Annotated in this window: 22 protein-coding genes; 17 read left to right on the top strand and 5 right to left on the bottom strand. The window is 66.0% G+C overall.

Features of this window, described 5'->3' with window-relative positions:
- Nucleotides 1–30 precede the first annotated feature (30 nt).
- On the top strand, nucleotides 31–2,694 hold the full coding sequence (gene alaS, locus TPR58_RS11745) for an alanine--tRNA ligase (protein ID WP_346246857.1): 2,664 nt from the start codon (nucleotides 31–33) through the stop codon (nucleotides 2,692–2,694).
- Nucleotides 2,695–2,737: 43 nt separating this feature from the next.
- On the opposite strand, the gene TPR58_RS11740 is transcribed toward alaS, so the two are convergent.
- The 3 genes from TPR58_RS11740 to TPR58_RS11730 form a co-directional block, all read right to left on the bottom strand.
- On the bottom strand, nucleotides 2,738–3,253 hold the full coding sequence (locus TPR58_RS11740; RefSeq protein ID WP_346246856.1) for a hypothetical protein: 516 nt from the start codon (nucleotides 3,251–3,253) through the stop codon (nucleotides 2,738–2,740).
- An 85-nt stretch (nucleotides 3,254–3,338) separates the two neighbouring features.
- Nucleotides 3,339–5,126 (bottom strand): cation:proton antiporter domain-containing protein, encoded by a 1,788-nt coding sequence (locus tag TPR58_RS11735; protein ID WP_346246855.1) that lies wholly within the window; start codon nucleotides 5,124–5,126, stop codon nucleotides 3,339–3,341.
- A gap of 146 nt (nucleotides 5,127–5,272) precedes the next feature.
- Nucleotides 5,273–6,493, bottom strand: coding sequence for an NADP-dependent isocitrate dehydrogenase (locus TPR58_RS11730; RefSeq protein WP_346246854.1), 1,221 nt, complete (start codon nucleotides 6,491–6,493; stop codon nucleotides 5,273–5,275).
- Nucleotides 6,494–6,694: 201 nt separating this feature from the next.
- On the opposite strand from TPR58_RS11730, the gene TPR58_RS11725 reads away from it, so the two are divergent.
- On the top strand, nucleotides 6,695–7,423 hold the full coding sequence (locus TPR58_RS11725; protein ID WP_346246853.1) for a phosphatidylserine decarboxylase: 729 nt from the start codon (nucleotides 6,695–6,697) through the stop codon (nucleotides 7,421–7,423).
- On the top strand, nucleotides 7,420–8,250 hold the full coding sequence (gene pssA / locus TPR58_RS11720; protein WP_346246852.1) for a CDP-diacylglycerol--serine O-phosphatidyltransferase: 831 nt from the start codon (nucleotides 7,420–7,422) through the stop codon (nucleotides 8,248–8,250). The genes TPR58_RS11725 and pssA overlap by 4 nt, the downstream gene beginning before the upstream one ends.
- Here pssA and TPR58_RS11715 read toward each other — a convergent pair.
- Nucleotides 8,183–8,404, bottom strand: coding sequence for a hypothetical protein (locus TPR58_RS11715; RefSeq protein ID WP_346246851.1), 222 nt, complete (start codon nucleotides 8,402–8,404; stop codon nucleotides 8,183–8,185). The two genes, pssA and TPR58_RS11715, sit on opposite strands and share 68 nt — an antisense overlap.
- A gap of 84 nt (nucleotides 8,405–8,488) precedes the next feature.
- The gene (locus tag TPR58_RS11710) at nucleotides 8,489–8,680 is read right to left on the bottom strand and encodes a hypothetical protein (RefSeq protein WP_346246850.1); all 192 of its coding nucleotides are present in this window, start codon (nucleotides 8,678–8,680) and stop codon (nucleotides 8,489–8,491) included.
- 172 nt (nucleotides 8,681–8,852) lie between these two features.
- Between TPR58_RS11710 and rpsB the strand changes: the two genes are divergently transcribed.
- The 14 genes from rpsB to TPR58_RS11640 all read left to right on the top strand — a co-directional run bounded on the left by rpsB (nucleotide 8,853) and on the right by TPR58_RS11640 (nucleotide 22,247).
- Entirely contained in the window at nucleotides 8,853–9,698 is an 846-nt protein-coding gene (gene rpsB, locus TPR58_RS11705) for a 30S ribosomal protein S2 (protein WP_346246849.1), read from the top strand.
- Between the two features lie 189 nt (nucleotides 9,699–9,887).
- The gene (gene tsf, locus TPR58_RS11700; protein WP_346246848.1) at nucleotides 9,888–10,811 is read left to right on the top strand and encodes a translation elongation factor Ts; all 924 of its coding nucleotides are present in this window, start codon (nucleotides 9,888–9,890) and stop codon (nucleotides 10,809–10,811) included.
- Between the two features lie 103 nt (nucleotides 10,812–10,914).
- Nucleotides 10,915–11,511, top strand: coding sequence for a hypothetical protein (locus TPR58_RS11695; RefSeq protein ID WP_346246847.1), 597 nt, complete (start codon nucleotides 10,915–10,917; stop codon nucleotides 11,509–11,511).
- Between the two features lie 117 nt (nucleotides 11,512–11,628).
- Nucleotides 11,629–12,363, top strand: coding sequence for a UMP kinase (gene pyrH, locus TPR58_RS11690; RefSeq protein ID WP_346246846.1), 735 nt, complete (start codon nucleotides 11,629–11,631; stop codon nucleotides 12,361–12,363).
- Between the two features lie 12 nt (nucleotides 12,364–12,375).
- The gene (frr, locus tag TPR58_RS11685) at nucleotides 12,376–12,933 is read left to right on the top strand and encodes a ribosome recycling factor (RefSeq protein ID WP_346246845.1); all 558 of its coding nucleotides are present in this window, start codon (nucleotides 12,376–12,378) and stop codon (nucleotides 12,931–12,933) included.
- Between the two features lie 53 nt (nucleotides 12,934–12,986).
- Nucleotides 12,987–13,718 carry an isoprenyl transferase gene (locus tag TPR58_RS11680; protein WP_346246844.1) on the top strand — a complete coding sequence of 244 codons (732 nt, stop codon included), beginning with the start codon at nucleotides 12,987–12,989 and terminating at the stop codon, nucleotides 13,716–13,718.
- Nucleotides 13,715–14,497 (top strand): phosphatidate cytidylyltransferase, encoded by a 783-nt coding sequence (locus TPR58_RS11675; protein WP_346246843.1) that lies wholly within the window; start codon nucleotides 13,715–13,717, stop codon nucleotides 14,495–14,497. Before TPR58_RS11680 ends, TPR58_RS11675 begins: the two co-directional genes overlap by 4 nt.
- A complete protein-coding gene (locus TPR58_RS11670; RefSeq protein ID WP_346246842.1) occupies nucleotides 14,494–15,651 on the top strand; it encodes a 1-deoxy-D-xylulose-5-phosphate reductoisomerase in 1,158 nt (385 codons plus the stop codon). Before TPR58_RS11675 ends, TPR58_RS11670 begins: the two co-directional genes overlap by 4 nt.
- Nucleotides 15,648–16,784: a M50 family metallopeptidase gene (locus TPR58_RS11665; protein WP_346246841.1), complete on the top strand. Its 1,137-nt coding sequence runs from the start codon at nucleotides 15,648–15,650 to the stop codon at nucleotides 16,782–16,784. The genes TPR58_RS11670 and TPR58_RS11665 overlap by 4 nt, the downstream gene beginning before the upstream one ends.
- A gap of 96 nt (nucleotides 16,785–16,880) precedes the next feature.
- Complete coding sequence (gene bamA / locus TPR58_RS11660) at nucleotides 16,881–19,643, top strand: outer membrane protein assembly factor BamA (protein ID WP_346246840.1); 2,763 nt, start codon at nucleotides 16,881–16,883, stop codon at nucleotides 19,641–19,643.
- A complete protein-coding gene (locus tag TPR58_RS11655) occupies nucleotides 19,643–20,413 on the top strand; it encodes an OmpH/Skp family outer membrane protein (protein ID WP_346246839.1) in 771 nt (256 codons plus the stop codon). Before bamA ends, TPR58_RS11655 begins: the two co-directional genes overlap by 1 nt.
- The gene (fabZ, locus tag TPR58_RS11650) at nucleotides 20,410–20,892 is read left to right on the top strand and encodes a 3-hydroxyacyl-ACP dehydratase FabZ (protein ID WP_346246838.1); all 483 of its coding nucleotides are present in this window, start codon (nucleotides 20,410–20,412) and stop codon (nucleotides 20,890–20,892) included. The genes TPR58_RS11655 and fabZ overlap by 4 nt, the downstream gene beginning before the upstream one ends.
- A gap of 96 nt (nucleotides 20,893–20,988) precedes the next feature.
- Complete coding sequence (rpmE, locus tag TPR58_RS11645; protein ID WP_346246837.1) at nucleotides 20,989–21,222, top strand: 50S ribosomal protein L31; 234 nt, start codon at nucleotides 20,989–20,991, stop codon at nucleotides 21,220–21,222.
- Nucleotides 21,223–21,362: 140 nt separating this feature from the next.
- Nucleotides 21,363–22,247, top strand: coding sequence for a LysR family transcriptional regulator (locus TPR58_RS11640; RefSeq protein WP_346246836.1), 885 nt, complete (start codon nucleotides 21,363–21,365; stop codon nucleotides 22,245–22,247).
- The last annotated feature ends 19 nt before the right edge of the window (nucleotides 22,248–22,266 follow it).

Below are 22,266 nucleotides of genomic sequence, written 5' to 3'. Positions count from 1 at the left end.
CGAAGCCGCGCTCCGCCCTAAGTCGCACGCATGACGTCCACCAACGATATCCGCCGCTCGTTTCTCGACTATTTCGAAAGCCAGGGCCATGCCCGGGTGGCGTCGGCGCCGCTCGTCCCGCACAATGATCCGACGCTGATGTTCGTCAATGCGGGCATGGTGCCGTTCAAGAACGTGTTCACCGGGCTGGAAACGCGCCCGTACAACCGCGCGACCAGCAGCCAGAAGTGCGTTCGCGCCGGCGGCAAGCACAACGACCTGGACAATGTCGGCTACACCGCCCGCCATCACACCTTCTTCGAGATGCTCGGCAACTTCTCGTTCGGCGACTATTTCAAGGAGCAGGCGATCACGCATGCGTGGACGCTGCTCACGAAGGAATGGGGCATTCCCGCGGCCAAGCTGACCGCGACCGTCTATCACACCGACGACCAGGCATTCGACCTGTGGAAGAAAATCGCCGGCCTGCCGGAGGAGCGGATCATCCGCATCCCGACCAAGGATAATTTCTGGGCGATGGGTTCGGACGGCCCGTGCGGACCGTGTTCGGAAATCTTCTACGACCATGGCGATCATATCTGGGGCGGCCCGCCGGGATCGCCCGAGGAGGATGGCGACCGGTTCGTCGAGATCTGGAACCTCGTCTTCATGCAGTTCCTGCAGGAGAATGACGAGATCATCGGCGACCTGCCGCGCCCGAGCATCGATACCGGCATGGGCCTGGAGCGCGTCGCGGCGGTGCTGCAGGGCGTGCACGACAATTACGACACCGACACGTTCAAGGCGCTGATCGCGGAGAGCGGCGCGCTGACCGGCACGGTGACGACGGGCGACAATCAGGCGAGCCACCGGGTGATCGCCGATCATCTGCGTTCGGCGGGATTCCTGGTCGCCGACGGCGTGCTGCCGGCCAATGAGGGCCGCGGCTATGTGCTTCGGCGCATCATGCGCCGCGCGATGCGCCACGCGCACCTGCTGGGTGCCAAGGATCCGCTGATGCACCGCATGGTGCCCAGCCTGGTCGCCGAAATGGGCGCTGCCTTTCCCGAGCTGGTCCGGGCACAGCCGCTGATCGAGGCGACGCTGCTGCAGGAGGAAACCCGGTTCCGCCAGACGCTGTCGAACGGCCTGCGCCTGCTCGACGAAGCGACGCAGGGCATGAGCGAGGGCGACACGCTGCCCGGTGCCACCGCCTTCAAGCTATACGACACGTTCGGCTTCCCCTACGACCTGACCGAGGATGCACTGCGCGGCCAGGGGCTGCAGGTCGACCGTGCCGGATTCGACACGGCGATGGCCGAGCAGAAGGCAAATGCCCGCGCCGCCTGGAAGGGATCGGGCGCAAAGGCGAGCGAGGAAGTCTGGTTCGACATTGCCGACGAACTCGGCGGGACCGAATTCACCGGTTACGCGTCGACCGAAGGCGAGGGCCAGGTTGTTGCGCTGATCAAGGACGGCGCCCGGGTCGAGCGTGCGACCGCCGGCGACAGCGTCATCGTGCTGACCAATCAGACGCCCTTCTACGGCGAGTCCGGCGGACAGATGGGTGACGCCGGAATCATCAGCACCGACAAGGGGTTGCGGGCGGTCGTTGACGACACGTCGAAGCCGCTTGGCAGGCTTCACGCGCATCACTCGACGATCGAGGCAGGCGAGATCGCAGTGGGCGACAGCGTGCATCTGGCGATCGATGTCGTGCGCCGTGATCAGGTGCGGTCGAACCATTCGGCGACCCATCTGCTCCACGCGGCGCTGCGCCATCGGCTGGGCGCGCATGTCACGCAGAAAGGCAGCCTGGTCGCGCCCGATCGCCTGCGCTTCGACTTCTCGCACAATGCAGCGCTCAGCCCGGACGATATTGCCGCGATCGAGGCCGAGGTGAACGCCCATATCCGTGCGAACCAGGAAGTCTCCACGCGGTTGATGACGCCGGACGACGCGGTTGCCGCAGGCGCGATGGCGTTGTTCGGCGAGAAATATGGCGACGAGGTTCGCGTGCTCTCGATGGGACTAGGCGAGGATTCGTCCTATTCGGTCGAGTTGTGCGGCGGCACCCATGTCAACGCGCTGGGCGATATCGCGCTCTTCAAGATCATCACCGAGAGCGCCATTCAGTCGGGCATTCGCCGGATCGAGGCGCTGACCGGCGATGCCGCCCGGCTGTGGCTCACCCAGCGCGACGAGCGCCTGCGCGAGGCCGCCTCGGTGCTGAAGTCGACCCCGGACGAGGTGCCGGCACGCGTCGCTGCGCTGCTCGACGAGCGCCGCCGGCTGGAGCGCGAACTGGCCGATGCAAAGAAGGCACTGGCACTGGGCGGCGGGGCCGGTTCGCCACCCGCGGCGGGTCTTGAGCAGATCAACGGCATCAATTTCTCGGGCCAGGTACTCGACGGACTGGAGCCCAAGGCACTGCGCGGCGCGGTCGACGAGGCCAAGGCTCGGATCGGTTCGGGCGTCGCAGCGCTGGTCGCGGTCAATGACGGCCGCGCATCGGTTGCGGTGGGCGTGACCGACGACCTGGTCGGCAGCCTGAGCGCAGTCGATCTGGTCAAGGCGGCAGTCGCTGCGCTGGGCGGGCAGGGCGGCGGTGGCCGGCCCGACATGGCCCAGGGCGGCGGCCCCGACGGCACCAAGGGCGCCGAGGCGATCGAGGCGATGAAGTCGGTCCTCGCCCAGGCTCGCGCGGCGGCCTGATCACGACGAACGGGCCGGCGCGGATCGCGGCCGGCCCGGTTCCTCACATGCCGGTGCGGTAGCCGTCCTCGGGCGACACCCACATGGCACGCTGGCGCAGGTCGGCGGTGTAGACGCCGTTGACCGTGACGTCGGACATCAGGAAATTGCCCTCCGCCTTGTCGCGGTAGCAGCGCTTCTTGCCGGCCAGCGGCTGGAGCGCGGCCATGATCCGCGGCCGCACCGTGGCCTCGACGGCGGCGGTCACGGGGGCGCTGTCCTTGGTCAGTCGTCCCGCGGTGAAATCTGCGGGCCGGACCACCGAACAGACCGCACCGTCCTCGATCGTGCCGCTGGTCCTGTAATCGATCACCACCAGCGGCGCGAGATTGACCACGCCCGAAATGGCGGCGTCGAACCCGCCATCGTCGCGCACGGTGTAGCGAACGATCGTCGCACAGGTCTTTGCCGCGACATCGGGCTGGACGCAGCGCAGCTTGCCCGCGCGTGCGGGGGCAAGCGGATCGGCATCGGCCTGGGTCCCGAGGAGGGAGGCGATCAGCAACGCGGCTTCGAACATGGACTATCCTTCGCTTGTCCGGCGACCTGGCCGACGGTCATGGTCGCCCACGGGTTTCCCGGACCTGAACTGCCCGGATACGACGTCAAGCGCCAGCCTCGACATCGCTTCCCCGACGCACACGGCGGATACGCGGCTCTCGTTCCAGCCCCGCCGCTTCCTTGATCGCCTTGCGCATGCGGTCGCGCTCCTCATGGATCGACGCGATCACCGGCCCGACCGCGATGCCGAGGTCGACCAGAAGCGCCTCGGACAATTGCAGCGAGCTTTCCAGCGTTTCGGGCACGGCATCGGTCGCGCCGGCCTTGTAGAGTTCGGCGGCGTGCTTCGCGTCGCGGGCGCGGGCGATGATCGGCAGGTTGGGGACCCAGCCACGCACCCGTCGCGTCAGCCGCACGGTCAGTACCGGATCGTCCATCGTCAGGATCAGCGCCTTGGCATGGCCGAGGTTCAGCCGGTCGACCAATTCGGCACGGGTCACGTCGCCGAACATGACCGTATAGCCTTCCTTGCGGGCGGCGTTCACATTGTCGACATCGGCATCGACGCCGATATAGGGTAGGCCGTGGCGTTCGAGCATGTCGGCGATCGTCCGCCCGACCCGACCGAAGCCGATGACGACGGTGCCGAGCGCGGTCGTATCGAGTTCGACCTTGGCGGCGGCACCGTCGACCTCGCGGCGCTCGATCCTTTGGGCGAGGATTCGTCCCGCTTTCGCAAGCACCGGGGTCATCGTCAGGCCGATCGCGGTCACCGTGGTCCAGAACGCCATGCTGTTCGGGCTGAGCAGCCCGGCGGCACCGGCGACGCCCAGCACGATCAGCGTCGTCTCCGACGGGCTGGCCATCAGTACGCCGGTCTCCGCCGCGGTGCCGGTGCGTGCGCCGGACAGTTTGAGCAGCCCCATCGTCACGCAGGTCTTCACCACCATCACCAGCAGGCTGGCACCGAGCAATGTCACCCAGTGATCGAACACGAATTCCAGGTCCAGTCGCATGCCCACGGTGATCAGGAACACGCCGAGCGCCAGCCCCTTGAATGGCGCGGTGATCGCCTCGACCTCGGTATGATATTCGGTCTCGGCGATCAGCAGTCCGGCGATCAGCGCGCCGACGATCGGCGACAGGCCGGCGGCGGCCGTCGCCAGGCTGGCGGCGATCACGACGAGCAGGCTGGCCGCCAGGAACAGTTCGGGGCTCTTGGTGCGTGCCGCCTGGCCGAACATCCGGGGCAGCAGGAAGCGGCCGCCGATGAACAGCACCGCCACCGTCGCAGCGCCCTTGGCCAGGATCATCCCCAGCGGGGCCCAGCCGGCCGCACTGGCGGCGGGCGCCATCGCGCCGAGCAGGAAGATGATCGGGACCAGCGCCAGATCCTCGAACAACAGCATCGCGAAGGCGGCGCGGCCGACGGCGCTGGTCGTGCCCGCGATCGGGACCACCAGGGCGGTCGAGGATAGCGCCAGCGCCAGGCCGAGGCCGACCGCGCCGCCGGCGCTGAGCCCGGTCAGGTAGAGGGCGGCGGCCAGGATCAGGCCCGCGCCGAACAGTTCGGCCGCGCCGACCCCGAAGACCAGCCCGCGCATCGCCCATAGTCGCTTGAACGAGAGTTCCAGGCCGATCGAGAACAGCAGCAGGATGATGCCGAACTCGGCGAAGGGCTCGATCGAATGCGGGTCGGAGATGGTGAAATAATAGAGCCAGGGCGCGAATCCGACCAGCTTGCCGAGCCCGGCGGGGCCGACGAGCAGGCCGACCAGGATGAAGCCGATCACCGGGCTGATGCGGAACCGGGCGAATGCCGGGATGACGAGGCCGGCCGCGCCGAGGATCACCAGCGCGTCGCTGAAACTGCTATTCTCCAGACTGAGCATGACGGCATTAAAGCCGCTCGTTCCGCGCTTGTCATGACATGTGTGCGAAACGCCGAAGAAAAATCGATCCCACGTCGATCCGGGCATGAAAAAGGCCGCGACACCTTGCGGGTGTCGCGGCCTTTTCGGTCGTTGGAGAGGTCAGCTCAGTTCCAGCTGGCCATCTCGGTCTCGAGATTTTCGCGGATCGCCTCGAAGAACTGCTCGGTCGTCATCCAGGGCTGGTCCGGACCGATCAGGATCGCGAGATCCTTGGTCATCTTGCCGCTCTCGACGGTCGACACGCAGACCTTCTCCAGCGTCTCGGCGAAGCGCGTGACGTCGGGGGTGTTGTCGAACTTGCCGCGGAACGACAGGCCCTGGGTCCAGGCGAAGATCGACGCGATCGGATTGGTCGAGGTCGCCTTGCCCTGCTGGTGCATGCGATAGTGGCGGGTGACGGTGCCGTGCGCCGCCTCGGCCTCGATCGTGCGGCCGTCCGGCGACATCAGCACCGAGGTCATCAGACCCAGCGAGCCGAAGCCCTGCGCGACGGTGTCCGACTGGACGTCGCCGTCATAGTTCTTGCAGGCCCAGACGAACTTGCCGTTCCACTTCAGCGCCGATGCGACCATGTCGTCGATCAGGCGATGCTCGTAGACGATGCCGGCTTCCTTGAACTTGTCCGCGAACTCGGCGTCGAACACTTCCTGGAACAGGTCCTTGAAGCGGCCGTCATAGGCCTTGAGGATGGTGTTCTTGGTCGACAGATAGACCGGCCATTTGCGGCCCAGGCCGTAGTTCAGGCTGGCCTTGGCGAAGTCGCGGATCGAATCGTCGAGATTGTACATGCCCATCGCGACGCCGGCCGACGGGAAGTCGAACACCTCGAATTCCAGCTCCTGGCCGTCGGTGCCGACCCACTTCATGGTCAGCTTGCCCGCGCCGGGCACCTTGAAGTCGGTCGCGCGATACTGGTCGCCGAACGCGTGGCGGCCGACGACGATCGGGTCGGTCCAGCCCGGGACCAGGCGCGGCACGTTCTGGATCACGATCGGCTCGCGGAAGACGACGCCGCCCAGGATGTTGCGGATCGTGCCGTTCGGCGACTTCCACATCTTCTTGAGGCTGAATTCCTCGACGCGCGCCTCGTCCGGGGTGATGGTCGCGCACTTCACGCCCACGCCGTACTGCTGGATCGCCTTGGCGGAATCGATCGTGACCTGATCGTCGGTCGCGTCGCGATTCTCGATCGAGAGGTCGTAATATTTGAGGTCGATGTCGAGATAGGGGAGGATCAGGCGCTCGCGAATCCACTGCCAGATGATCCGCGTCATTTCGTCGCCGTCGATCTCCACGACCGGCGTTGCCACCTTGATCTTCGCCATATGCTCGCTTTCCTGTTTTAGGGAGGTTTGGCGAGGTCCCTAGGAGCAAAGAGGGCAGGGGATCAAGCGTCGCGGTACAGTTCGTCGCGCGGCGGACAACGGGTTGCCCCGCCCGGGCACCCGCGCGTCGCGGGAACTGCACGTGCGGCGGTGCGATTCGAGAAACTAGGCAAGCGCGAGAGAGGCAGCTAGACGCAGCGGATGGCATCCCTAGACAAGCCCCCCGTCGGCACCTCCACCGTGAAGTGGCGGTTCCCCAGCGTTCACCCCGAAGGCCGCAAGTTCGTTGCGATCGCGCTGGTCGTCACGTTCATCGTTTTCTGGTTCACCGATCTGCTGATCTGGCCGATGCTGGGCATCACCCTGTTCATCGCCGCCTTCTTCCGCGATCCGGTGCGCGTCACGCCGCAGGGCGACGGGCTGATCGTCTCGCCGGCCGACGGGCTGATCACGATGATCGAGCGGGTGCCGCTGCCGCGCGAGCTGGCCGGGCCGAACGCGCTGGGCGACCAGCCGATGGTGCGCGTGTCGGTGTTCATGTCGGTGTTCGACGTGCACATCAACCGAACCCCGATCACCGGCATCGTCCGCCAGGTCATCTATGTCTCGGGCAAGTTCCTCAATGCCGATCTCGACAAGGCGAGCGAGGAGAATGAGCGGCAATATTTCGTGGTCGAGGACCGCAACGGCGTGCGCGTGGGCTTCACCCAGATCGCCGGCCTGATCGCGCGCCGCATCCTTGCCTTCACCAAGTCGGGCGACATGGTGGTTGCCGGGCAGCGCATCGGCCTGATCCGCTTCGGCAGCCGCGTCGACGTGTTCGTGCCCGAAGGCTATGGCGTCAATGTCGCGCTGGGCCAGCGTGCCGTTGCCGGCGAAACGGTTCTTGCCGCGCGCGGCATCGCCAATGCGAGTGGCGTGGCTCAGTGACCGATCGCCCGCCCCGTCCGGCGCGGCGCACCCGGACGCCGCGTCTTCAGCGGGGCATCCCGCTTCGCGCGATCCTGCCCAATGCGGTGACCGCGCTGGCGCTGTGCTTCGGCCTGTCGGGGATACGCTTCGCGATCGGCGGGATGTGGGACACGGCGGTCGTCATGGTGCTGATCGCGGCAGTGCTCGACGGAATCGATGGCCGCATCGCGCGGCTCGTCCGGGCCGAGAGCCGGTTCGGGGCGGAGCTGGACAGCCTCTCCGACGCGATCTCGTTTGGCGTGACCCCGGCGCTGATCCTGTTCCTGTGGTCGTTGCACGACGTGCCGCGGATCGGCTGGCTGGTCGCTCTGGTCTATGCGCTGTTCTGTGCGCTGCGCCTGGCGCGGTTCAATGCCCAGATCGACCAGACCGAACAGCCGCACAAGTCGGCAGGCTTCCTGACCGGCGTGCCTGCGCCCGCTGGCGCGATGCTGGCGATGGTGCCGATCTATCTGTGGCTGGTGACCGAACTGCCGCTGTTCCGCGAGCCGATGCTGGTCGCGCCCTGGCTGTTCCTGGTGGCGGTCCTGATGGTGTCGAGCATCGCCACCTGGTCGGGCTCGGCGCTCAAGCTGCGTCAGCGCATCCGGTTCGAGGCCATCGCGGTCCTGGTCGTCCTGGCCGCCGCCATCGTCTCTGCGCCCTGGCAGTCGCTGACCGCCATTGCGCTCCTCTATCTCGGGTCGATCCCGTTCAGCGTGCGATCCTATCGCCGGGTCAGGCGGTTGCGCGCAGCCGGGCCGGCACCTGCATCCGCAGCGGAACCGAACGCCCGCGAACCGTGACCCGGTGCTGCTGCGGCAGCGCCGGCGCGATCACCGGACCATAGCGAAGCATGAACAGGATCCGGCCCATGCGTGGCCGGACCGTCTCGACGATCGTCCAGATCGAAGCGACCATCACCGCAAGGAAGAACATCGTCCCGAGAAGCGTCACCATCGTACGTTCCTTTGCACTCACCGACCATGTCGGCGTCGAGCCCTTTATGTTCCCTCAATGTTTCCCTTGTCAACGCTTTTGTTCTCATGATGTTCGCGATGTTCCGCGCGACATCAATACCGCAATCCACGCGTTAGTCTCTTGTTCCGGAACGGGAATTCCCGCCGCGACGAAGTGAGGCCGCAAAGAGTCGATCCGAATATTCTCATCGGTGATGCCATCGCGCAGGAACGTTCCGCCCGCGCACCGCTTGCAAACCATCTCGCCGATACGCATCTATCGGCTCACAAGGCTGCGTCGTGATCGGCCATGCCGGGCGAACGCTTGCATTCTGCCCGACTTGGCGCTAACGGCGCGCCCTCAACCCCGCATGGGAAGCATCATAACCCGGTGCCAGGCATTGCCTGGTGCACGCTTCCCAGAGGAACAACCGGAAGGATTTATCCCTATGGCGGCACCTGTCGTCTCCATGCAGCAATTGCTCGAATCGGGCGCGCACTTCGGCCACCAGACGCACCGCTGGAACCCGAAGATGAAGCCCTACATCTTCGGCGATCGCAACGGCGTCCACATCATCGACCTCTCGCAGACCGTGCCGCTGTTCGCACGCGCGCTCGAGTTCGTGTCGTCGACCGTCGCCGGCGGCGGCAAGGTGCTGTTCGTCGGCACCAAGCGCCAGGCCCAGGAAGCCATCGCCGATGCGGCGAAGCGCGCGGGCCAGCACTATGTCAACCATCGCTGGCTGGGCGGCATGCTCACCAACTGGAAGACCATTTCCAACTCGATCAAGCGTCTCAAGGCGCTCGAGGAGCAGCTGTCGGGTGACACGCACGGCCTGACCAAGAAGGAAGTGCTCAACCTGACCCGCGAGCGCGACAAGCTCGAGCTTTCGCTCGGCGGCATCCGCGACATGGGCGGCGTTCCCGACATCATGTTCGTGATCGACGCGAACAAGGAAGAGCTGGCGATCAAGGAAGCCAACACGCTGGGCATTCCCGTCGTCGCGATCCTCGATTCGAACGTCTCGCCCGACGGCATCGCCTTCCCGGTTCCGGCGAATGACGACGCCAGCCGCGCGATCCGCCTGTACTGCGAAGCGATCGCGGTCGCCGCGACCCGCGGCAACCAGGATCGCCAGGCACGCTTCGGCGTCGATCTGGGCGCGCAGGAAGAAGCTCCGGTCGAGCCGGCCCTGAGCGCACCGGAAGCGCCTGCCGCTGCCGAGCCGGAAGCACCTGCTGCCGTGACCGAGCCGGCTGCGGCTGCCGAAGGCGAGCGTCAGCTCGACGCCTGATCCGCGTCGCGGAACTGTCATGCGGGAAGGGTAGCGGCGTCGCACCCTTCCCGTTTCGCCCCGAGCGTGTCGAGGGGCGGTTCCTTCGCATGGCGCGTGCCGGCGGAGATGCGCCCCTGGACCTGGTCGGGGCGAACGGAATTTCTGAACAGCGTCGCGCACTCGCGCGACCATATCGAGGATAGAGACATGGCCGAGATCACCGCTGCTGCCGTGAAAGAGCTCCGCGAAAAGAGCGGCGCCGGCATGATGGACTGCAAGAAGGCGCTTGCCGAGACCAATGGCGACATGGAAGCCGCAGTCGACTGGCTGCGCACCAAGGGCCTGGCCGCTGCCGCCAAGAAGTCGAGCCGCACCGCCGCCGAGGGTCTGGTCGGCATTGCCGTCGCAGGTCCGAAGGGTGTCGCGATCGAGGTGAACTCGCAGACCGACTTCGTCGCCAAGAACGAGATCTTCCAGAACTTCGTTCGCGACGTGACCGCGATCGCGCTCGAAAAGGGTGACGATCTCGCCACGCTGAAGGGCGAAGCGATGCCGCAGGGCGGCACCGTGGACGAGGTGCTGACCAGCAACATCTCGACCATCGGCGAGAACCAGGTGATCCGCCGCGTCAAGGCGATCGAAGTCTCCAAGGGCGCGGTCGTGCCGTATGTGCACAACGCCGCCGCTCCGGGCCTCGGCAAGATCGGCGTGCTCGTCGCGCTCGAGTCCGATGCGGGCGCCGACGTGCTCGAGCCGCTGGGCAAGCAGATCGCGATGCACATCGCGGCCGCCTTCCCGCTGGCGCTGGACGACACCGGCCTCGACCAGGACGTGCTTGAGCGCGAGCGCGCGATCGCGACCGAGAAAGCTGCCGAGAGCGGCAAGCCCGCCGAGATCATCGCCAAGATGGTCGAAGGCTCGGTGAAGAAGTTCGCCAAGGAAAACGCGCTGCTCAGCCAGCTGTTCGTGATGGACGGCAAGACCCCGATCGCCGACGTCGTCGCGAAGGCGGGCAAGGATGCCGGCACCACGATCGTGCTGAAGGACTATGTCCGCTTCCAGCTCGGCGAAGGCATCGAGAAGGAAGAGAGCGACTTCGCTGCCGAGGTCGCCGCGGCCGCCGGCCTCTGAGCTTCGGCTGAATGATCGACGGGCGCGGCCGCCATGCGGTGGCCGCGCCCGTTTTCATGTCCGGTCGGCTTGGCGGGGCAGGGGCGAGCAGCTAGGCAACGGCATGATCCTCGCGCCCGTGCTCCTTCTCCTCGCCGCGTCACCGGCGATGCCGCCCGACCCAGAGGCGCACGCCCGCAGCCGCGATGCCAGTTGCACGCCGGCGCTCTTCGACACTACCGCGCTGCCCGATGGCAGGCGCACTTATCGTGAGAAGCGCACCAGGCGGGCGTTTCCGTCGTCGGTGGGACGGCTGACGCTGGTCGCCTGCGCCGTCGGGCCGGAGGGGTTCGAAGTCTATTACGAGAGCGACCCGGCCAACCCGGTCCACGAACGCTGTCCGCAGCTGTTCCAGATCCGCTATATTCCCGACCATGGAAGCGAGGCACGCGCTGCGGTCGAGGCACTGACACGACAATGGGGCGGCGGGGCGAACCCTGCGTTCGGTACGCGGCGCTTCGGCAGCGGCGACCATCTGGTCGAGGTGCAGCATGCCAGCGGCACCACGGTCGAGGAGCGCGGCCGCGGCCGCCGCACCCAGTTCGCCTATGACCGCGACGGCGCGCTGGTGCTGGGCGGCGAAGCCAGCCTGGAGGATCCGATGTGCAACCAGGCATCGCAGAACAGCCAGACCTTCCTGCGCGAATTTCCCTGGTTCTGACGACGGAACGACGCCGGGTCGGTGGAAAATCCACGCGATCTGCATCCCATCTTCGCTTGGCATCCCGGACGGTCGCATCTAAGGTCCGCGCCGCTCCCCAACAGCATTACGGAACTCATGACGCTTCCCCGCTTCAAACGCATCCTGCTTAAACTGTCGGGCGAGGTCCTGATGGGCCAGGGCCAGTTCGGCATCGATCCGGCCACCTGCGAGCGCGTGGCGCTGGAAGTGAAGGCGGCCAAGGAAAGCGGCCTGGAGATTTGCATGGTCGTCGGCGGCGGCAACATCTTCCGCGGCCTGGCAGGGGCGGCTCAGGGCTTCGACCGCGCCTCCGCCGATTATATGGGCATGCTGGCCACCGTGATGAACGCGCTGGCGATGCAGAATGCGCTGGAAAAGGTCGGCGTCGACACCCGCGTCCAGTCGGCGATCCCGATGGCGTCGGTGTGCGAGCCCTATATCCGCCGCAGGGCGGAGCGCCACATGGAGAAGGGCCGGGTGGTCCTGTTCGCCGCGGGCACCGGGCTTCCGTTTTTCACCACCGATACGACGGCGGCGCTGCGCGCGGCCGAGATGAACTGCGAAGCGCTGTTCAAGGGGACTTCGGTGGACGGCGTCTATGATGCCGATCCCAAGAAGGTGCCCGGCGCGACGCGCTACGACTCGCTCAGCTTCGACCGCGTCCTCCAGGACAATCTGAAGGTCATGGACGGCACCGCCGTCGCGCTGTGCCGCGACAATGATATCCCGATCGTCGTGTTCAACATCCGCGAATCCGGTAACCTGGCCGAGGTTCTGGAAGGGCGGGGCACGTCCACGATCGTCCGCAACGAAACCGAATCGACCGCATAAGGAGAGCCGGCAATGGCCGCCTACGACAAATCCGACCTCGAACGCCGCATGAATGGTGCGGTGGAGTCCCTGAAGCATGACCTGGGAGGGCTGCGTACCGGCCGCGCCAGCACCGCCCTTCTCGATCCGGTGACGGTCGAGGTCTATGGCGCGCACATGCCGCTGAACCAGGTCGCGACCGTCTCGGCGCCCGAGCCGCGGCTCCTGTCGGTCCAGGTGTGGGACAAGACCAATGTCGGCCCGACCGACAAGGCGATCCGTTCGGCGGGCCTCGGACTCAATCCGATCGTCGACGGCCAGACGCTGCGCCTGCCGATTCCCGACCTGACCGAGGAGCGCCGCAAGGAATTGGCGAAGCTGGCCGGCCAATATGCCGAAAAGGCACGCGTTGCCGTGCGCAACGTCCGCCGCGACGGCATGGACAGCCTGAAGGTCGACGAGAAGAAGGGCGTGCTCAGCGAGGACGAGCGCAAGCGTCACGAGACCGAGGTGCAGAAGCTGACGGACGCGACGATCGCCGAACTGGATGCCGTCGCATCGGCGAAGGAAAAGGAAATCCTGGGCAAGTGAGCGACTTGGCCGGCCTTTTTCTTTCTCGCTTCGAGCGGGTCTAGGCCGTTCTAATGGCGACCAGCGCCGTTCCTGCGTCGATCACGGGCTCGATCCCCCGGCATGTGGCCATCATCATGGATGGCAATGGCCGCTGGGCGAAGAAGCGTCTGTTGCCGCGCATCGCCGGACACAAGCAGGGTGTCGAGGCGGTGCGCCGCGTCAGCCGTGCCGCGCGCGTCATGGGGATCGAGGTCCTGACGCTCTACGCCTTCTCGTCGGAGAACTGGCGGCGTCCGGCGGAGGAGGTCAGCGACCTGATGGGTCTGCTGCGCCGGTTCCTGAAGCGGGAGGTCGAGGAACTGATCTCCGAGAATGTCCGGCTGAAGGTCATCGGCGGCTGGCAGGCACTGCCTGCCGATCTGGTCGAGATGATCCGTGAGGTGATGGCGCGCACCGCGTCCAACACCGGGCCGATGCTGGTGATCGCGCTGAACTATGGCTCGCAGGCCGAGATTGTCGCGGCGACGCGGCGTCTGGCCGAACGCGTCGCCGCGGGCGAACTGACCGCCGATCGCATCGACGAGGCGATGTTCGAGAGCGAGCTGGCGACCCACGACCTGCCCCCGCTCGACCTGATGATCCGCACCTCGGGCGAACAGCGGCTGTCGAACTTCCTGCTGTGGCAGGCGGCCTATGCCGAACTGCTGTTCGTCGACGCGCTGTGGCCCGATTTCAATGCCGAGACGCTGGCGGATGCGATCGACCAGTTCGGCCGCCGGCAGCGCCGGTTCGGCGGGTTGTGAATCCCAGTCCCGATCTTCCCAGGCGATTATCGGCGGCGATCGTGATGATCGCTGTCGCATTCAGCGCGCTGTGGTGGGGGGGCTGGATCTTCTTCGTGCTTGTCGCCGTCGGTGGCATCCTGATGCTCTACGAATGGGCAAATCTGGTCGGCGCGACCGCGGGTCAACGCAGACTTGCCCAATATGCGCTCACCGTTCCGATCGCGCTGATGTCGCCCGCGGCGGCAGGGCCGGGCTTTCTCGCCCTGGGCTTCGTCCTGGGCGCGATGTTCTTCGTCGGCGCGGTGACCCGCCATTCGCGGCTGGCCTGGGGCGTGCTGTATGTCGGGATCCCGGTGCTGGCGCTGGTGATGCTGCGGCACGAGCCCGATATGCTGGCCCCCTCGGGTTTCCTGCTCACCTTGTGGGCGATGGCGTTGGTCTGGGCGTGCGACAGCGGTGCCTATTTCGCGGGCCGCGCGATCGGTGGGCCGAAGCTGGCGCCCTCGATCAGCCCCAACAAGACCTGGGCGGGCTTTTTCGGCGGGGTGGCTGCGGCGGGCCTTTTCGCCGCGGTGCTCGCCATCTGGTTCCATCTGCCGGTCGCGCTTGCCATCGCGACGCCGTTCCTGGCGATGCTGGCGCAGGTCGGCGACCTGTACGAAAGCCATCTGAAGCGGGTGGCGGGGGTCAAGGATTCGGGTACGATGCTGCCTGGCCATGGCGGACTGCTCGATCGGCTGGACGGCCTGGTCGCGGTTGCGCCGGTTGCGGCGCTGCTGGTGGTGCTTTTGCGATGAAGACGGTGACGATCCTGGGGGCGACCGGTTCGGTCGGAAGCTCGACGCTCGACCTGATCGAGCGCGAGCCGGAGCGGTTCGAGGTGGTGGCCCTGACCGCCAATTGCGATGTCGACAAGCTTGCGGCGGCTGCGATCCGCACCCGCGCCCGGTTGGCGGCAGTCGCGGACGAGCGCTGCCTGGACGGGTTGCGGGACCGGCTTGCCGGCACCGGGATCGAGGCGCGCGCCGGGGCCGATGCGGTGTGCGACGCCGCACGGATGGGCGCCGACTGGACGATGGCCGCGATCGTCGGGACTGCCGGGCTGAAGCCGGTCATGGCGGCGCTGCAGGCGGGCGGCACGGTCGCGCTGGCAAACAAGGAATCGCTGGTGTCGGCGGGCGATGTCGTGATGGCGGCGTCGCGCGCGCGCGGCACCACGCTGCTGCCCGTCGATTCCGAGCATAATGCGGTGTTCCAGTGTCTCGAGGACGGGGCGCCGGACCGCGTCGCCCGCATCATCCTGACCGCGAGCGGCGGCCCGTTCCGCACCTTGTCGCTCGACGAGATGAAGGCGATCACGCCGGCGCAGGCGGTCAAGCACCCCAATTGGTCGATGGGGGCAAAGATCTCGGTCGATTCCGCATCGATGATGAACAAGGGGCTGGAACTGATCGAAGCGTTCCACCTCTTCCCGGTGAGCGCCGACCAGCTGGACGTGATCGTTCATCCGCAGTCGGTGATCCACTCGATGGTCGAATATGTCGACGGATCGGTGCTCGCGCAGTTGGGTGCGCCGGACATGCGAATCCCCATCGCGCATGCGCTCGCATGGCCCGACCGGATGAAAACTCCGTGCGAGCGCCTGAATCTCGCCCGAATTGCCCGGCTCGACTTCGAGGCGCCGGACTATGAGCGGTTCCCGTGCCTGGCGCTTGCCCGCGCTGCCCTCAAGGCGGGGGGCGCCCGTCCGGCGATCCTGAATGCGGCCAACGAAGTGGCCGTGGCGGCGTTCCTGGCGGGGAAGGTCGGTTTTCTTGAAATTGCCGCAATCGTTGCCGATACGCTGAGCCGCTACGATCCGCCCGCACCGGAGACGCTCGACGCCGTGCTGGCCGTCGATGCGGAAGCCAGGCGGGTGGCGATCGAGCGAGTGAAGGACTGCGTCGCTTGAGCCAATCCCCCGGCATCCTGATGATGGTCATCGCCTTCGTTCTGGCGCTGGGACCGCTCGTCTTTCTGCACGAGCTTGGCCATTATCTCGCCGGACGCTGGTTCGGCGTGAAGGCAGAGGTCTTCTCGGTGGGGTTCGGCCGCGAGATCGGCGGCTTTACCGACAAGCGCGGCACACGCTGGAAATTCGGCATGCTGCCGCTGGGCGGCTATGTCCGCTTCGCCGGCGACATGAACCCGGGTAGTCAGCCCGATCCAAACTGGCTTGCCCTTCCGGCGGCCGAGCGGGCGAGGACCTTTCAGGCCAAGCCGCTGTGGCAGCGCGCGATCATCGTCGCGGCGGGGCCGATCGCCAATTTCCTGGTCGCGATCGTCATTCTCGGCGCCTTTGCCGCTGCCTATGGCACGATAACGATTCCGCCGGTTGCCGGCCCGATCAAAGCCGGTACGCCGGCCGCGACCGCGGGGCTCAGGGAAGGCGACCGGATCCTTTCGATCGGCGGGCGCGAATTCGACAATTTCAATGACATGGCGGCCTTTACCTCGATGCGTGCCGGCATGCGCGTCGAGATCGACTATGTCCGTGATGGGCAGCAGGCCCGTACCGAGACGGTGATCGGTCAGGACGTGTCGAAGGACCGGTTCGGCAACGAGGTCCGCCGGGGCGTGCTGGGCATCGCCGCGCCGGCTGAGATCGTCCGGTCGACCGTTCCGGTCTGGCAGGCGCCGATCGTCGGCGTCGAACGCACCTTCTCGCTGGTCGGCATGATGGTCGATGGGCTGGGGCAGCTGATCGCCGGACGCGTTCCGGTGAGCGAACTGGGCGGCCCGATGCGCATTGCCAAGATGTCGGGCGAGAGCCTGTCGCTCGGCTTCGAATCCTTCGTGGTCTTCGTCGCGCTGATTTCGATTAATCTGGGCTTCATCAACCTGTTGCCAGTACCGATGCTGGATGGCGGTCATCTGCTGTTCTATGCCATCGAGGGCGTTCGGAGGCGCCCGGTCGAGCCACAGGTGATGGAATGGGCCTTTCGCGGCGGACTGGTCGCGATTCTGGCATTGATGGTTCTGGTAACGTTCAACGATCTGGGTGCCTTCGGCGTGTGGAGGAACTTGGCCGGCTTGATCGGCTGACGCGCTTGGGGCAGGGCGGTGCGCCGCCGTGCGGACCGGCTGAATGATTGATTTCCGACTAGGGTGGGTTTGGTGACTGCTAAAAAGGCGATGATTATGGGCGTGAGCGCCAAGACGCTCCTCGCGGGCACGATTTTGTCGGCCGGCGTGGCAGTGATGCCTGCCGGTGCGCAGACCGCTCCCGCGGCGCCGCCGGCGGTCGCGCCGACGACTGCACCCGCTGCGGCGCCTCAGTCGGTGCCCGCGGTCGCGCCGCAGGTGCAGCGCACGATCCGCTCGCTGCGGGTCGAGGGCGCCCAGCGCCTGGAGCCCGAGACGATCCTGTCCTACACGCAGCTGCGCGTCGGATCGTCCTACACCAACGAGACGATCGACCAGGCGATCAAGGACCTGATCGCGTCGGATCTGCTGGCCGATGTCGAGATCCAGGGCGTCGAGACGGGCGACATCATCGTCCGCGTCCGCGAGAATCCGATCATCAACCGCGTGATCTTCGAGGGCAACAAGCGCCTGAAGAGCGACAAGATCACGAAGGAAGTGAAGCTGGCGCCGCGCCAGATCTTCACCCGGACCGCAGTTCGCGCCGATGTGGCGCGCATCGTCGAGCTGTATCGCCGCCAGGGCCGCTTCGCCGCTGAGATCGAGCCGAAGATGGTGATGCTCGACCAGAACCGCGTCGACGTCATCTTCGAGATTCGCGAGGGACCCAAGTCCAAGGTCCGCCAGATCAACATCATCGGCAACGAGGTCTTCTCCGACGGCAAGCTGCGCGGAGAGATGGCGACCAAGACGTCCAGCCTGATGCACATCCTGAGCTCGAACACGAGCTATGATCAGGATCGCATGGCCTATGACCAGCAGAAGATGCGTCAGTTCTACCTGACCGAGGGCTATGCCGACTTCCGCGTGGTATCCGCCGTTGCCGAGCTGACGCCCGACAAGAAGGACTTCATCATCACCTATGTGGTGGAGGAAGGCCCGCGCTACAAATTCGGCGACATCTCCGTCGACAGCGCGATCCGCGATTTCGACGACAAGCGCATGGCCGCCAGCCTGTCGATCAAGAAGGGCGACTGGTACAACGCCAAGGCGGTCGAGGACACGGTCGAGGGGCTGAGCGAGACCGCCGGCCTGTTCGGCTATGCCTTTGCCGACGTGCGTCCCGAGTTCCAGCGCGATCGTGAGAGCCTCACGATGTCGCTGAACTTCCACATCGCCGAGGCGAACCGCACCTATATCGAGCGGATCGAGATCACCGGCAACACCCAGACCCAGGACAAGGTAATCCGCCGCGAAATGCGCGTGGCGGAGGGCGACGCCTTCAACACCTTCCTGGTCAAGCGGTCGCAGGATCGCATCAACTCGCTCGGCTTCTTCCAGGACAAGTTCGAGATCGAGCGCAAGGAAGGCTCGGCGCCCGACCGGATCGTGCTGTCGGCCAATGTCGAAGAGCGCGCGACCGGCGAACTTACGCTGTCGGCAGGCTTTTCGAGCCTCGAGCGCTTCATCCTCCAGGCGTCGATCCGCCAGCGCAACTTCCGCGGCAAGGGGCAGACGCTGTCCGCCTCGGTCGATTATTCGAGCTATTCGAAGTCGGTCGAGCTGGGCTTCACCGAGCCCTATCTGTTCGACAAGAACGTCGCGCTGGGCGTCACCCTGTTCCGTCGCGATTTCAACGCGTTCAACTATATCGGCTCGGATCGCAACACGACCTACAGCCAGATCTCGACCGGTGCGCAGGTCGTGGCCGGCGTGCCGCTGACCGAATACTGGACCTTCTCGGGTCGCTATTATCTGGCGCAGGACGACGTTAGCCTGAACGAGGCTACCTTCTACACGGATGGCGTATGCGACCGGGTCAAGGCGGGACGCTATTATTGCGACGCCGTCGGCAAGCGCATCACGTCGCTGGTCGGGCTTTCACTGATTTACGACAGTTTGAACAGCCGATTGCGCCCGACACGTGGCCAGCGTGTCGTGCTCGGCGCTGACTTCGCCGGTCTTGGCGGCGACGTCCGCTATGCTCGGGGACGCTTCAACGCCAATAAATATTGGGGTCTGGGTAGCGGGTTCATCTTCTCCCTCGCCGCCGAGGGCGGTTATATTCACTCGTTCGAGAAGTCGAGAGATCCGGCAGTCGACACCGTCCGGATCACGGACCGCTTCTATCTGGGTGAACCGCAGTTCCGCGGCTTCGACATTCGCGGCGTCGGACCGCGCGTCCTCCGCATCCGCTACACCGGCGATCCGAAGCTGGGCACCCAGGCTCTGATCACCGACCGCGAACAGTTCCAGGACGATGCGCTGGGCGGGAGAGGCTATTATCTGGGCAAGGCCGAGCTCGAGATCCCGTTGGGCGCCGGTGCGGCCGAAATGGGCCTGCGTCCGTCGATCTTCATTCAGACCGGTGCACTGTGGAACGTCCGTGACCCGGGTAAGACGATCGATTTCGAGCAGCTGCTCGGCCCCGATGGCAAGCCTGCCGTGAACGCGGATGGTTCGCCGACGTTGCTGCCCAAGGATAACCTGATCAAGGATTCGTTCGGGCGACAGCTCTATCTCGTCAGCGGGAGCGACCCGACGAATGGGGGCTCGCTCACGACCTGCCAGGTCGGTTATTCGCCGACTTCGGGCGGTCCGTGCGCGGGTACCTCGATCAACGCGGTCTACAATATCCCGACCCAGCCGTTCTACGAGCAGTTCCTGGGCAATTCTGCCCGTCCTCGCCTGTCGATCGGTGCTGGCGTGAACTGGAACTCGCCGTTCGGCCCGCTTCGCATCGACGTTTCCAAGGCCCTGCTGACCCAGCCGGGCGACGATCCCAAACTGTTTACCTTCAACGTAGGAACCCAGTTCTGATGACTAGCAAGTTCATTCTCGCGGGCATTCTCGCGGCCCCCGCCATCATGGTTGCGGTGCCGGCAGCCGCTCAGACCCAGGGTATCGCCATGGTGACCCCGCCGCTGGCGATCATCGGGTCGAAGGCCTATCAGGCCGCGATGCAGCAGATCGGCACCGCGCAGAAGCCGGCGATCGACCAGATCACTGCCCGTCAGACCGCGCTCCAGACCGAAGTGCGTCCGCTGTACCTGCAGATGGACAGCAACAAGGACGGCCAGGTTTCGCAGCAGGAACTGCAGGCCGCCCAGACCGCGCGCAACCCGGTGCTGAACACGATCCAGGCAGCCGAGCAGAAGGCCGAGGCCGACATCAACCGCCTGAGCGTGCCGCTGATCCGTGCGCAGATGTTCGCGATCGAGAAGATCCTCGAAAAGTACAACACGGCGCAGACCAACGTCGTGAACGCGCGCAAGATCAGCGTCATCCTGGCGCCGTCGGCATTCCAGTATGCGCCGCAGGGCACCGACGTGACCCAGCTGGTCGCGGCCGAGCTCGACAAGCTGGTGCCGACCGTCGCCACGACGCCGCCGGCCGGCTGGAACCCGTCGCAGACCGTGGCCCAGCTGTATCAGCAGATCCAGGAATATGAGAACCGCATCGCGCAGGTTCAGGCCGCACGTCAGCAGCAGGCCCAGCCTGCAGGCGCTGCTCCGGCCGGTACGCGTCCGGCCACCCCGGCACCGACTCCGGCCCGTCCGGCAACCCAGACGCCGCCCCCGGGCCGGTGAGCGAGGAAGCAGCGGCGGCGGGTACGAATATCGGCCCGTTCGAAATCGGACGGGTGATGGCGGCGCTGCCGCATCGCTACCCGCTGCTGCTCGTCGATCGGGTCGAGGAACTGATCCTCGACCAGCGCATCACCGCGATCAAGGCGGTGACGATCAACGAGCAGTTCTTCCAGGGGCATTTCCCCGGTCGTCCGATCATGCCGGGCGTGCTGATCGTCGAGGCGCTGGCGCAGGCCGCCGGCGTGCTCGCGGTTGAGTCGCTCGGTTTGGCGGGTTCGGGGAAGCTCGTCTATTTCATGAGCATCGACGGGGTGAAGTTCCGCAAGCCGGTCGAACCCGGCGTGCTGCTCCGCCTCGAGGTCGAGTTCGTCCAGAAGCGGTCGCGCGTCTGCAAGTTCGCGGGCAAGGCCAAGCTGGGTGACGAGATCGCGGCCGAATGCGAGTTCACCGCGATGATCGCGGATCCGCCCAAGGCCTGACGCGGAAGGTCTGACGAGGTTGCGCTTCGGCGCGCGTGCTGCTACGCGCGCGCCTCCGCTGCTGGTCGGAACCAGCGGCTTTTCGAGGAATTCGACGTGAAGAAGAACATCCACCCCGATTACCACACGATCAAGGTGCAGATGACCGACGGCACCGTGTACGAAACCCGCTCCACCTGGGGCAAGGAAGGCGACACGATGCAGCTCGAGATCGATCCGCTGGCGCACCCGGCATGGACCGGCGGCCGCGGCCAGATGCTCGATGCGGGCGGTCAGGTGGCTCGCTTCAACAAGCGCTTCGGCGGTCTGTCGCTCGGCGGCAAGAAGTAAGACGGATTTTCGCGTGGCTGCGGCCTTCCGGCGCCAGGCGCCGGCGGGTCGCGGTCACGCGTCCGGCTGTCTCCGGACGGCCCTGCGCGCCGGCGGTTGCGCCGCTTTCCCCGCGCGGATCATCGGTCTAGGCTGAGCCGATGAACCTTCGACACATCGAGATTTTCCACGCGGTCTATGTCAACGGATCGGTGAGCGCCGCGGCACGCGCGCTGAACGTCTCGCAGCCTTCGGTCTCGAAGATGCTGCGCCATGCCGAGAGCCTGCTCGGCTTCCAGCTGTTCCAGCGCACCAATGGCCGCCTCGTCCCGACCGAGGACGCGCATACGCTGTTCACCGAGGTCAGCGAGATCCAGGACCGGGTCTATGCGCTGCGCGAGGGTGCCCGCAACCTGCGCCGCGGGGCGGGCGGCACGCTGCGCGTCTCGGCGCTGCCGTCGCTGGCGCTGTCGGCGCTGCCCACCGCGGTTGCCTGGTTCATGCGCACGCACCAGGATGTGAAGTTCGACCTCCAGACCGTCCATCACGACGACCTGCTGCGCAAATTATACGAGCGCGAAACCGACATCGCGATCGCCTATGAAGTGCCGCCGGCGACGCCGCTGGGCAATCGCTGGCTGGGGGAGGGCGAACTGGTCCTGCTCTACCGCGAGGAGGACATGCCCGACGCGCCACCGCGGATCGAACTGGAGGCGCTCCGCGGCAAGCGCTTCATCAGCGTCGGCAACAGCGGCCCGATCGGACAGATCTTCAACCAGGAACTGCTGCGCATCGACCTCGAACTCGACGAGATCGTGTCCGCGCGCACCTTCTACATCGCCACCGCACTGGTGCGGCAGGGGGTGGGCATGACGATCGTCGACAGCTTCACCGCCCAGGCGTCGCTGTCGCCCGGCCTGTCGATGCGTCCGCTGCGCCCGCAGATCACTTTCGACGTGCAGGCGATGTTCCTGCTCAACCGCCCGCCGACGGCGCTGGCGACCGACTTCCTCAAGACGCTGGCCCAGGTCATCAACCTGCCATAACGGAAAAGCATATCCGCCG

The sequence above is a fragment of the Sphingomonas rustica genome, assembly GCF_039652585.1.
GTDB lineage: Bacteria > Pseudomonadota > Alphaproteobacteria > Sphingomonadales > Sphingomonadaceae > Sphingomonas > Sphingomonas rustica.
The sequence above is the reverse complement of the archived record's forward strand: the minus strand, read 5'-3'. Positions and strand labels throughout refer to the sequence as shown.